Source organism: Protofrankia sp. Cas3 (genome assembly GCF_963555955.1).
Lineage (GTDB): Bacteria > Actinomycetota > Actinomycetes > Frankiales > Frankiaceae > Protofrankia.
The window spans coordinates 1009-13962 of the sequence record NZ_CAUVXP010000161.1; the positions used below are offsets into that span (position 1 = coordinate 1009).

The following is a 12954-nucleotide window of genomic DNA, read 5'->3' on the forward strand; positions in this document are numbered from 1 at the left end:
ACCACGGAAACCTACGAATCATCATAGGACCGACAGTCAATGGCGAACCAGCCCATATCCGGGCAAGAAAACAGACAGCACGCCTATTAAACCCCGAAAGCCGCACACCTAATTACCCGGCATCACCCGCCGATCTCGGGGCATCACGGACATCGCCGCGCCGGCCGACAACACCCACGCCCAGACCTCCCATCGGCGATCCCGAGAAACCCCGTCCCACCAGAGACAACCACCACCCTCAGGCCCACGGCCGCGCCGCTCCCGCGGCCGTCGAGGCATGCCCAAAAGCGCTCTCGCCATTGGCCGATTCAGGCGACACCCTGTGAAGAAGGAGTTCATCCACCTCCACCCCTTCGACACCGTCGAACGCCTCAGAATCGGGGTCTTCGAGTATATCGAAGTGTACTACAATCGGTTGCTGATCCATTCCACGATCGGCTATCTCACCCCCGTCGAGTTCGAGGAAGAATTTGACAAAAAAGGTGATCGCGCAGCATAACGAGCCTTTCCCTGCAACCATCCGTTGCGGCGTGTAACCACAACGGCGTGTTCCAGCGGTGGTCGTCAGGTGGTGCGGTGGTGCTCGGTGTGGAGGATGACGAGAGCTGCCTTCACAATCTGGCCGATCTTCCAGGGGTCGAGGCTGACGTTCCGTAGGGCCTTGAAGTGCTTAAGGATGGCGTTCGCCGACAGCCCGCAGGGCGTTGTGGATCCGGTTGTGCTGTTTGTGGCCGTCGGGCAGGGTCTTGCCCTTGGCCTTCTTGTACGGGACGGCGACCTGGTCCCGTAGCCCTTCGTAACCGAGGTCGGTGAGGACGTCGGCGGTCCACTCGGCCAGCACCGGCAGTGCGCCGGAGGCGCGCAGCGCGGTGATGTCGTGCTCGCGGCCGGGGCGGACGTCGGAGGTCCACAGCGGGAAGCCGTCGTCGGGGGCGGAGACGAGCTGGACGTTGCCGCCGTGGTTGTGAATCTTGGCGGACCACCACAGGTCGTAGCCCGCGGCCTTGGCCGCGAGCAGCGCGTTGCGCAGGTCGGGGGCCTGCCAGGCCAGCACCGCGATGCCCTCGTGCAGGCAGCGGTAGCCGACCGATTTGCCGATCTTGTGGTCGTGCACAACTGCCTGACCCGCGTCCCGTCGCAGAACCACCGCAGGACGAACACGGCCTGTTCCCAGGGGGAGAGCTTGCGAGCCCCCTTCCGCTTACGTTCCGCGACCAGCAGCAGGGCCAGGCGCATGACAGTGCGATCGCCGAGGGGCAGCTCGGCGGTGTATGTGACACTCATAGAAGACGCTGGGCCTCTCGGAAGTCGATCTGTGGAAGGACCACTTCCTACCGGGGCCACGCGTTTCGCCTTTCACCGTCCCCGTCCCCGTCCCCGTCCCGCATACGAGACTAGTCACACTCCGTGACTCTTGCGGAACGTGATAGGTCGTTACGGGAAATGGCTCACTAAGGACTGTCCACGAAAGTGGGAATCCTTCAGCCCCTTCCGCATCCATGGCGTTACAAAGATCAAGGAGACAACCGAGTTCATCGCCCGCGACCGCAACCTGGCCCTCGTCTTCCTCGCAACCTAACATGATAGATCGCTACACAAAGCGATCTTGGCGAGGCCTTGGTTTCGCGCCTGCCCCCACAAGGTCGGATCATTCGCCCAAGCGATATTCGTACTGGAGCACGACGGCCGCTAAAGAAGCCAAGATGGAAAAGGCTCAATGCACGTGCGAGACCTTCTCAGCAAGTTACCAGGTGCTTGCCGTCCGTGAGCTCCGCCGCGAACAGACGCCAGATGTCGGCATACCCAAGGAAGAGGTCGGCCAGGGAGGCTCTGCAGTGTGGCGGAACGTTCTCGATGATCTTTTCCTTCTCCCGGGCTGTGACCGCACAGTAGTTCAAGAGGTGAAGCACCATTCTTCCGATTTCGTTGTACCTCAGCGACGGATCTCTCCGCAGAGAGTCGAAGAGAGAGTGCAGTTCATCCAGCGACGTCTTTCCTTGGAGTCCGAGACTTTTACGAATCACTATTCGCTGCCTGCGGTCTTCCGTGTTGATGCCCCGCCGCTTCGCGGGGGCCGGGCTAATTCCGCGGAGAACTCGCCTCTTCACGTCCGCAACCGTGGCCGGGGAGATTCCGGCCTCCTTTGCGATCTGACGAAGAGAGGCGGTGGGGTTTACTTTGATCAGCTCGCTGGCCCGCTCCCTTCCCTCCACGCAGCTCAGCGGCCTCGTCCGTCCGTCCAGACCAATCCTGTTCGTGAACTGAGGGACGGTCTCCGCCAGGCCTCGGCGAATTTCCGAGATCTTCTTCGCGGAAACTCCGACCACCGAAGCCACGGCCCTGTCCGACCACTGCGGGCGGCCCGCTATGATACGCTGGGCAGCGGCCACTCGATCCACCATGCTGAGCGGCAGGCCATGTGTGACGTTGGCGGCGACCGCTAGGAGGAACGCGTCCTCGTCGGTGCCTTCGAAGACCTGTGCCCTGATATGTTCCTCGCCGCGGATCGATGCGGCGCGCAGACGATGCATTCCATCGACTACCTTCATCGGCCCCCGATGCACGACAATCGGCGGCAACACGGCATCCGTATCGGCCAGCATCTCGACATGAGGTCCCACCTCGCCGGCCACGCGGAGTGATTCAGATGCCGTGAGGGAACTGATGGGGAGCAGCTCCACGGTGGTGTTCCGCAGTTCGTTCTGCAGTCTTTTCAGGTAGGACCAGCCATCGCCTGCATGCTCTTCTATCCTGTTCCCAGGAGCCACTTGTTCTTCCTCCCCAAAAGTTCCAGTGATACTTGCGTTCATCGGATTCGGGCGCTGTTGCCGCATCTGAGCGAGAGGGTGGCACCGGTCAGTGCATCAGGCCGTCCAGATCCTCACTCGTCCCGGTGGTCACAGCGCGATACGACGGCCTCGAACCGTCGCGGCAATCCTGCCGATCTCGGACGCAACTGTGGAGTACCACTGCCGTAGAGTTGCGGAGGTGGAAGCAGGTGATGATGTCGTCGCGGATGCCAGACCGCGGGCCACCGTTGCGCCGCGATCAGATCATTGAAGCACAGTCGACCAGAATCCCCTGATCAGGCTACGTGGCCGCACCAAAGGTCGAAGTACTCTCATGACGTCAGCATTTCATACATATCGGTATGAAGTCTAGAGGTGGCACATGTATGGCCTATAGTGGACAGATCAGTCCTGTCCCCTAAGCCGGGATGTACGGGACGTTTAGGATGGCGGCTCAGCCACGCAATCCGGCGTCACCGACCCGAAGGACACGGCGTGCCCTCGCCGCCGGCTGCATCCGGGCCGCGCCACGGCTGCGCCGCGTCCACCATGCGAGCATGCTGATCAGTTGTCTTGCCAGGCTGACGGCGGTGCGGGTAGGTCGTCGCCATGGCCGGCTGACGCGCCGACGCGGTTGAACACCGGGGTCGAGACGGCCGAAGCCCGAAGCCGCGGACCACCGTCGAGCCCGCTCACGCAGCCTCGGGCCCCATGGACAGGCCGGGCGCTCGACGCGCGAACCGGCCACCAAGCGGTGGGACAGGCGCGACGGGCTACCTGGTGAGAGCGTTCAGTCTTCGGCCTGGGGAGGTCGGCTTGTGGCGGTGGGTGCCGGGAGGACCAGACCGGCGTCGTAGGCGGCGATGACGAGTTGGGCGCGATCACGCGCGTTGAGTTTCATGAGCAGGCGGCCGACGTGGGTCTTGGCGGTGGACACGCTGACATGCAGGTGCGCGGCGATCTCGGTGTTGGACAAGCCGAGGCCGACGAGGGTCAGGACTTCCCGCTCCCGTTCGGTCGTCTCCGCCAGGGCGGGTGGTGGCCGATGGCCTGCTTCGGGGCGGCGGGTGAACTCCTCGATGAGCCGCCGGGTGACGCGGGGGGCGAGGAGCGCGTCCCCTGCGGCCACGATGCGGATCGCGGTGAGCAGGTCGGTCGGCGGGGTGTCTTTGAGGAGGAAGCCGCTCGCGCCCGCGTGCAGGGCGGCGAAGACGTACTCGTCGATGTCGAAGGTGGTAAGAATCAGTACCCTTACGGTGGAGGTGGCCTGGCCGGTGCAGATCCGGCGGGTAGCCTCGATGCCGTCCATGCCGGGCATCCTGACGTCCATGAGGACGACGTCGGGATTTTCGTGGTCAGCGAGGTCGACCGCCTCCGCGCCGGTCGCGGCTTCGCCGACGGCAGCCAGGTCGGGCGCGCTGTCGACCAGGAAGCGGAAGCTGCCCCGGACCAGGGCCTGATCGTCGGCGACCAGGACGCGGATCACAGCGCAGCCGGTGTGGTCAACGGAAATCGTGCGGCGACCCGGAAGCCGCGGCCCGGCAGCGGTCCGGACCGGAGTTCGCCGCCATACATACCCACCCGCTCCCGCATGCCGGCGACACCATGGCCGGCGACACGACCGCCATCGACACCATGGCCATCGGGTGTGCCGTCGGCGCCTCGTCCGTCATCGGTGACCTCGACGCGGAGCCCGTCCGGCTGGTAGGCGATGCTCACCTGGCAGCGGTCCGTCGCGGCGTGCTTGACCACGTTGGTTATAGCCTCCTGGACAACCCGGTAGGCCGCCATTTCCAGGCCGGCGGACAGCTTCGGCCGCTCACCGCTGATGGTCAGGTCCACCTGGACACCGGCTTTGGCGGCCCGCTCCACCAGGGTGCCCAGGTCCGCCAGCCGCGGTGCGGGCACCGAACCGTCACCCTGCCGTGCTGACGCCCCCGGGTGTGCCTCGTCGCGCAGGACCCCGAGCAGGGCCCGCATCTCGCGCAAGGCATCCCGGCTGACATCCTCGATCGACGACAGCGCGCGGCGTGCTTCGATCGGGTGCTCCGCGGCGACGTGGTTGGCCACGCCCGCCTGTACGGCGATCACGCTCAACGTGTGGGCCACCACGTCGTGCAGCTCACGAGCGATCCGTAGGCGTTCCTCGCTCATCGCCCGCCGGGCCTCGGCCAGTTGCTCGCGTGCCTGGTGTTCCGCCTGCTCGCGCAGGCCCGCGGCGTACCTGCGCTGCTGCCGCACCGCGTAGCCGATCGTCCACGCGACCGTGATCAACAGTGCGCTCTCCACAAGTGTCCCGACACCGTTGGGAACAGATCGCAGGTAGGCTAGGTGGCGGAAGCTGGCGTGTCCGACGGCGGTCATCGCCAGGGTACCGGCAAGTAACCACAGCGCCTCCCGCCGCGCAAACCGCAACGGGACCAGGTACATCACGTAGGCGACCGCCAGCCACGGCACGGCAGACGTGCTGATTGCGACGGCCACCGCCCCCGCGACCACGATCAGGGCAAGCACGGCCCGCGGCCAGCACCGCCGTAGCCCCACGGCGAGCAGCAGGACGACGATGCCGGCGCCGGCCCAGTTCGACTGGTGTGACCCGGCCCGTTCCGGCGCAAGCAGCGTGGCCGCGGGCACCCCCAGCGCCGCGACGGCGCAGTCGATCGCGATCCAGTGCCCTGGCTTCAGGCGCTTGTGCAGGGGTGGTTCAGGTGGTTCAGGTGGTTCCACGGCCACACAGTAGCCGCTCGGGCCGCCGTCCCGCGTCAGTCCGGGGACCCATTCCGCAGGGTGTACCCGGGGCCAGCTGGCGACGCGGAAATTCGCCTGCAGGCCCGACGTCGTCCGCCTTCTGTCCCGGCACTGTGGACACCGTGTCCGCCATCCAGCGGTCGACCACCCTTTCCGCGGCCGAAGAGGAGCGATGATCCCAGTACTCGAAACCGACGCGTTGACAAAACGCTACGGCCACCGGCCGGGCCTGACCGACTGCACCCTGAGCATCCCCGCGGGGCACGTGGTGGGGCTGGTCGGGCCGAACGGAGCCGGCAAGTCCACCCTGCTGAACCTGGCGTGCGGTCAGTTGAAGCCGACCGCCGGAACCATCCGCGTTCTCGGTGAACAGCCGGCCGCCGGGCCGCGGCAGCTGGCCCGGGTCGGGTTCGTCGCCCAGGACACCCCCGTGTACGCGAATCTTTCGATCGCTGACCACCTGCGTTTCGGTGCCCACATGAATCCGGGCTGGAACTCCGCCATCGCCAACGCGCGGATCGCACAGCTCAAACTCGACCCGAAGCAGAAGGCCGGCCGGCTGTCCGGCGGCCAGCGTGCCCAGCTGGCGCTGACCCTCGCCGTGGCCAAGCAGCCTGACCTGCTCCTGCTCGACGAGCCTGTCGCCGCCCTCGACCCGCTGGCGCGGCGGGAGTTCCTGCGGGGTCTGACGGAGTTCGCCGCCGACCGGGACAGGACGATCATCCTTTCCTCGCATCTGGTTGCGGACCTCGAACGGGTGGCCGACTACCTGATCCTGCTGTCCAGGTCCCAGGTTCAGCTCGCGGGCTCGTGCCAGGACCTGCTCGCCGAGCACTACCGCGTCATCGGCCCGCCTGGCGACACGTCCGACCTGCCCGCGGGCGTGGAGGTGATCCAGATGGAACACACCGGCCGCCAGAGCACGTTCGTCGCCCGGTCAGCCGAGCCGATCCCCGACGGGGACTGGAACGTCAGACACCTCGACCTCGAAGACCTCGTCCTCACCTACATGGCTCGTGAGGCGGTCACCCGATGATCTGGACGGCCTGGCGCCAGTTCCGCACCCAGGCGGTCATCGGCGCGATCGCGTTCGCCCTAGCCGCGGTCTGTCTGGTGCTGCTGGCCGCGGACATCCGTACGCATTACAACGCCCTGATGGACTGTCTGGCGAAAGGCTGCGGCGCAGACACCGTCCACGGGTTCAAGGACAGGTACAACGCCATTATCCAGGTCACCGACCTGCTGCTGATCGCGGTACCCGCAGTCCTGGGCGTGTTCTGGGGAGCACCGCTGATCAGCACCGAGCTGACCGCCGGGACGCACCGGCTGGCCTGGAACCAGAGCGTGACCCGCAGCCGCTGGCTGGCGGTGAAGCTCGCGGTGGTCGGGCTGGCCGCGGTGGCTTTCACCGGGGTGCTCGGGCTGCTGCTGACCTGGGCGGCGAGCCCGTATGACAAGATCGAAGCGAACCCGTTCTCCTCGACGGTCTTCGGAGCGCGTGACATCGTGCCATTCGCCGCCGCGGCATTCACCTTCGCCCTCGGTGCCGCCGCGGGCATCGTGCTGCGGCGACCCGTCACGGCCATGGGGGTGACCCTGGTTCTGTTCCTCGGGGTGCAGTTCGTCATTCCGTCGGTCCTACGGCCGAACTACCTTCCCGCACACCACACCGTCGTCCAACTCGACGCGCGGTCCCTGAGTAACGCCAAAGGCATCAAAACGACCAAGGACTCGGTGGCGATCAGCGGAGTCGCGATCCCCGGCGCCTGGGTCATCTCGTCCACCGAAGCGGTCGACTCAGCCGGGATGCCGCCGAGCCCGGACGTGGTCACGCAGTGCTTCAAGGCGCGCGAATTTAGCGACACGATCGAATGTTTTGCCAAGCACAACCTGCATGTGACCACCGCCTACCAGCCGCCCTCGCGCTACTGGCCGTTCCAATGGATCGAGACGGCAATCAACGCCACCGCCGCCACGCTGCTGGTCGGCCTGTGTTTCTGGTGGATCCGGCGCCGCATCAGCTGAGCCGGTCGGAGAAAAGGCGAAAAAAGCCAAAGAAAAGTCGGAGAAAGGAGGCGGGCCACGCTGCCCGCCTCCCTCCCACGGGTCGGTTCGATCAGGCCTCCCGCGCGAGCCAGTCCGCGACGGCGTCCCAGATCGGACCCAGCACATCCGGATGGAGCATGTCCGAATGTCGGCAGTCGAGACGAACCTCAGAGACCTTCCCGGACACGTACGGCTCCCACAACTCGGTGGTCGGAATGTCAGCCGGGCGGCCCAGCGCGGCGACGAGGAGCAGGGCGTCGCCGTCGTACCGGGTGTGTTCATGCTCTTCCACAAGCGCCGCGTTGTTGTGGAAGATCCGGACGCGAGCCCGCAGGTCGTCGTCCGAGATCGGGCCGAGGAGGTGGCCGACCTTCCGGCGGATCTTGACGATCAGCCGGTCCAGCGCGCCTTCCGGATCACCCTTGCCCGGATCGAGCCAGTCCTCGGCCGCCCCCATCGCCACGCCGTCGCCGTCGCCGAACTCGACGTCCGACCCCTGGTCCGAGGGGTAGGCGTCCATGATGACCAGGGCCGCAACCTCCTCGCCCAGAGCCCGCAGCTGCACCGCGACCTCGTGCGCCAGGATCCCGCCGAAGGACCACCCCATCACGTGGTATGGCCCGTGCTCCTGCACGGTGCGCAGCTGCGCAATGTAGTCCGCCGCCATCTCCGTGAGGGAGACCGCGAGCTCGCTGACGCCGTCGATGCCGCGGGCCTGCAGCCCGTACAACGGGATCTCCTTCGGGAAGTGCCGCGCGAACGGCATGTACCCCCAGCTCAGCCCCCATCCCGGGTGCATGAGAAAGAAGGGCGGCCGGCTCCCCACGGCGCGGATCGGCAGGAGCACGTCGAGCGCGTCGTCGAGGGACGACAGCGCCATCTGGCCGACCAGCCCGCTCACGGTCGGCGCCGTGAACAGCGTCGGAACCGTCAGCTCCACGCCGTGCGCCCGCAGCCACTCGACCAGCCGTACGGCCAGCAGCGAATGGCCGCCCAGGGCGAAGAAGTTGTCGTCGACCGCCACCCGGTCCAGCCCCAGGACCTCGGCGAACGCGGTGCACAGCACCTTCTCCAGCACGGTCGACGGTCCACGGCCGGACGCCCCGGCCAGATAGTCCGGCGCGGGCAGCGCCGCGCGGTCGAGTTTCCCGTTGACCGTCAACGGCAGCGCGTCCAAGGCCACCACGGCGGACGGTACCATGTAGTCCGGCAGACGCTTGGCGGCGTGCCCGCGCACCAGGTCCGACACGCTCAGGTCGCCGTCCTGATCCCGCGGCACCACGTACGCCACGAGCCGCCTGTCGCCCGGCACGTCCTCGCGCGCGATCACGGCGGCCTGGGCCACACCCGAATGCGACGCCACCACCGCCTGCACCTCGCCCGGCTCGATCCGGAACCCCCGGATCTTCACCTGCTCGTCGGTACGGCCGGCGAACACCAGGTTCCCGTCGGCGCGCCATCGGACCTGGTCCCCGGTGCGGTACATCCGCTCGCCCGGCTCGCCGAACGGACAGGCCACGAACCGCTCCGACGTCAGACCCGGCCGGCCCACATACCCCCGCGCCAGGCCCGCTCCGGCCACGTACAACTCGCCGACCACGCCCACTGGCACCGGACACAGCCGTTCGTCGAGGACGAACACACGGGTGTTGAACACCGGCGAGCCGATCGGCACCTCCGCGGAATCGGCGCTACATTGCCACAGCGTCACGTCGATCGTGGTCTCGGTCGGACCGTAGGAATTGAACATGGTTTGGCCCCGAGCCCAACCCGCCATCACCTCCGGCGGGCACGCCTCCCCTGCGACCGTCAGTACCGTCTGCTCGCTGATCGTCCCCTCGGTGAGGGTCGCCAACACCGCTGGCGGCAGCGTCGCATGCGTGACACCCCGCTGCGCGAACAACCCGGTCAGGTCGTCGCCGAACCGCCGCGCCGCCGGCACCACGATCATCGACGCGCCGGTCAGCAGGGCCATGAACCAGTCCCAGCCGAAGGTGTCGAAACTCGCGGACGCGAACTGGGCGATCCGGCTCCCGGGACCCACCCGCAGATGACGGACATGTCCCTCGATCAGGCTCGCGATCCCGTTGTGCGAGACCAGCACGCCCTTGGGCACACCCGTCGATCCCGACGTGTAGATGACGTAGGCCGGGTGGGACAGGGCGAGCGGCGCCACCCGCTCCCCGTCGTCCAGTCCGTCGGCCGACAGCTCGGCCAGCTCGGCGAGCGGACCTTCCTCGTCCAGAACCAGGACCGGAACCTCCAGGCCCTCGGGCAGGCTGAGCACCCACGACTTCGTCGTCAGTACGCACACCGCGCCAGCATCGTCAATCATGAACCGGACCCGCTCGGCCGGATAGCCCGGGTCGATCGGCAGATAGGCGCCGCCAGCCTTGAGCACCCCCAGCAGGGTCGCCATCAGGTCGACGCCGCGCTCCATGCACACCGCGACCACCGACTCGGGACCAACGCCGGACCCGATCAGATACCGCGCCAGCCGGCTGGCCCGCGCGTCCAGCTCGGCGTACGACAGCTCGACGCCCTCACATTCGACCGCGGGCGCGTCCGGGTTCCGCGCCACCTGCGCCGCGAACAGCTCGGGAATCGTCGCCGCCGCGACCTCGGTACCGGTGTCGTTCCAGTCCACGAGCATCCGGCGACGCTCGTCCGCGCCGAGCACCTCCACAGCGGAGAGCGGGAGGTCAGCGCCGCCGTCGAGGGCGTCGGCAAGCGCGGCCACGAGATTGCCCACGGCGCCCGTCATCAGCAGGCACACATCCCGGGCATCGACCGGCGCCACCGCGTCCACGGTCACCGCGAGCCGGTCGCCGCCGTCCTCGATGGAGACCGACAGGGGATAGTTGGTGCGCTCGCGAGTGAACAGCGTCCGTACGTCGCCGTCCCCGGCCGGACCGTCCCCGACGCCTGATCCGGACGTGCGGCCGGTGTTGTGCCGGTAGTTGAGGATCGAGGTGAACAGCGGGGTGTTCCCAGAAACCCCGCTCGCCTGCTGGGCCAGGGTGAGGGGGGCGTGCTCGTGGGCCAGCAGGTCGGCGAGCTGGCGGCGCAGCGCGCCGAGCGCGGCCAGGACCCCGGTGCCGTCCACCTTTGTCCGTACCGGAAGCGTGTTGATGAACAGACCGGCGGCTCGATCCGCGCCAGTCCCGGCATTCATTCGGCCGAACAGCACGGTGCCGAACACCACGTCATCACGGCCCGACACCGCGGCCAGCACCCGGGCCCAGACCAGATGGAACACCGTCGCCGGGCTCACGCCCGCGGACCGTGCCACCTCCCGCAGCCGGGCGGACAGCTCGTCGGCCAGCCACACCGACTCGCGGACCGAATCAGCCCCGTCACGATAAACGTCGGTCAGGCCATAGGGCGCCGTGGTCTCGGTGACGTCACCGAGGAGCTCGGCGAAGTACCGCTGGTGCTCCTCGCGGGCGGTCCCCGACCGGGCCTGGGCCACGAAGTCCCGGAACGGCAGCGGTGCGTCGAGCTGCCCGCCCCGGCCGGTTCGAAATGCCCGCACCTCACTGAGCACCACCTCCATCCCGGTGTGGTCCATCACCATGTGGTGCATCCGGACCAGCGTCAGCCACCGGCCGCCCGGCTCGGCGGCGACGTGCACGTCCAGCAGCGGGGCTCGTCCCAGGTCCATCGTCGAGCCGCCGGCCGCCAGCAACTGCTCCACCGGATCAGGACCCTGCGGATCCAGGTCGATCTCGCAGACCGGCAGGACGACCCGGCGCCACACCGCCTGCACCGGTTCCGGCAGACCCTGCCACAGGATCGCGGTGCGGTAGATGTCGTGCCGGTTCACCACCTGCTTGAATGCGGTGAGGAAGGCGTCGAGGCGCTCCCGGCTGCCGAACTCGAGCACTGTGGGAGTCACGTACGCGTCGTCGCCGCCGCCGGCCAGCAGATGGTGGAACAGGAGCCCCTCCTGGAGCGGAGCCAGCGGGTACACGTCGGCGAGGTTGACCGCGCCGCCGTCGACGCGGTCCACGATTCGTCCGATCTCGGTCTCGGTCAACTCGACCAGCGGCAGCATCTGCGGGGTGATCACGTCGGCGCCGTCGGGAATCAGGCTCGGCGGTACCACGACCCGCTCCGGACCGGCTACCGCGGCGAGTCCGGCCACCGTGGGCGTCTGGAACAACGCCCGTACCGACACCGACACCCCGCGGACCCGGAGCCGCTCCACCAACGACACGGCAAGCAACGAATGTCCGCCGAGGGCGAAGAAGTCGTCGTCGACGCCGACGGTGTCCAGGCCAAGGACGTCGGCGAACGCCGCGCACAACAGTTCCTCGCGGACCGTCGACGGGCCGCGGCCGCCCGCCGCGTGGTCCGGCGCTGGCAGCGCCGTGCGGTCGAGCTTGCCGTTCGCATTCAGCGGCAGCGCGTCCACCACCACGACCGCCGACGGCACCAGGTACTCCGGCAGGCGCTCGGCGACTGACGCGCGTATCAGAGCCGACAGCGAGTCGGCGTCTGTACCCTGATCGGCGGCCACTACGTAGGCGGTCAGTCGCAAGTCCCCCAGCACGTCCTCGCGGACGATCACCGCCGCCTGAGACACCGCCGGATGCGCGGCCACCGCTTCCCGTACCTCGCCCGGCTCGATCCGGAACCCCCGGATCTTCACCTGATCGTCGGCCCGGCCCACGAAAACCAGCTGCCCGTCGGCGGCCCACCGCGTGCGATCCCCCGTCCGGTACATCCGCTCGCCCGGCGGACCGAACGGACAGGCCACGAACCGCTCGGCCGACAACGCCGGCCGGCCCACATAGCCGCGCGCCACCTGCGCGCCAGCGATGTACAGTTCGCCGGCCGCGCCGACGGGAACCGGTGACAGGCGCTCGTCGAGCACGAACAGGCGGCTGTTCGACATCGGCCGTCCGAACGGCACCATGCCCGCTCGCGCAGGGTCGACGCGTTCGGCAGCGACCATCACCGTCGCCTCGGTCGGACCGTAGGTGTTCACCAGGCTCCGACCGACCGACCAGACCGCCGCCGTGGCCGGGGAGATCGCCTCCGCGCCGACCACCAGTGTCGACACCGAGGCCAGATCAGCCGGTTCCAGCACGTCCAACAAGGACGGCACCACGCTGGCCACTGACACGTCCCGAGACGCGACCAGCTTCCGAAGGAGTCCGGGATCCTCGCGTTCCGTCGCCGACGCCACGACGAGCCGCGAACCCGACGACAGGGCCACCGCCATGTCGAGCACCGACGCGTCGAAGCTGAACGACGCGAACTGCAACAGCCCGGTGCCCGCAACCGCCCGGAAAACGGGCGCGAACGCGCAGACCGCGTTCGCCAGGGAACCGTGGGAGACCGCCACGCCTTTCGGGCGCCCGGT

Annotated in this window: 7 protein-coding genes and 1 pseudogene; 3 read left to right on the top strand and 5 right to left on the bottom strand. The window is 67.8% G+C overall.

Annotated features, from left to right (window positions below):
• Positions 1-277 precede the first annotated feature (277 nt).
• A complete protein-coding gene (locus U9983_RS22630; protein ID WP_416211486.1) occupies positions 278-499 on the top strand; it encodes an IS3 family transposase in 222 nt (73 codons plus the stop codon).
• A gap of 65 nt (positions 500-564) precedes the next feature.
• On the opposite strand, the pseudogene U9983_RS22635 reads toward U9983_RS22630, so the two are convergent.
• The 4 genes and pseudogenes from U9983_RS22635 to U9983_RS22650 all read right to left on the bottom strand — a co-directional run bounded on the left by U9983_RS22635 (position 565) and on the right by U9983_RS22650 (position 5516).
• A pseudogene (locus tag U9983_RS22635) lies at positions 565-1284 on the bottom strand (transposase family protein).
• A 452-nt stretch (positions 1285-1736) separates the two neighbouring features.
• Positions 1737-2768 carry a ParB/RepB/Spo0J family partition protein gene (locus tag U9983_RS22640; protein ID WP_322755949.1) on the bottom strand — a complete coding sequence of 344 codons (1032 nt, stop codon included), beginning with the start codon at positions 2766-2768 and terminating at the stop codon, positions 1737-1739.
• A gap of 811 nt (positions 2769-3579) precedes the next feature.
• Positions 3580-4275, bottom strand: a complete 696-nt coding sequence (locus U9983_RS22645) for a response regulator transcription factor (protein ID WP_322755950.1) — start codon at positions 4273-4275, stop codon at positions 3580-3582.
• Positions 4272-5516, bottom strand: coding sequence for a sensor histidine kinase (locus U9983_RS22650; RefSeq protein WP_322755951.1), 1245 nt, complete (start codon positions 5514-5516; stop codon positions 4272-4274). Before U9983_RS22650 ends, U9983_RS22645 begins: the two co-directional genes overlap by 4 nt.
• Before the next feature lie 193 nt (positions 5517-5709).
• Here U9983_RS22650 and U9983_RS22655 point away from each other — a divergent pair, with 193 nt between their 5' ends.
• Entirely contained in the window at positions 5710-6573 is an 864-nt protein-coding gene (locus U9983_RS22655; RefSeq protein ID WP_322755952.1) for an ABC transporter ATP-binding protein, read from the top strand.
• On the top strand, positions 6570-7562 hold the full coding sequence (locus tag U9983_RS22660; RefSeq protein WP_322755953.1) for an ABC transporter permease subunit: 993 nt from the start codon (positions 6570-6572) through the stop codon (positions 7560-7562). The genes U9983_RS22655 and U9983_RS22660 overlap by 4 nt, the downstream gene beginning before the upstream one ends.
• A 91-nt stretch (positions 7563-7653) precedes the next feature.
• Here the strand turns inward: U9983_RS22660 and U9983_RS22665 are convergent.
• The coding region (locus tag U9983_RS22665; RefSeq protein WP_322755954.1) for a non-ribosomal peptide synthetase at positions 7654-12954 on the bottom strand (5301 nt) is incomplete at its 5' end.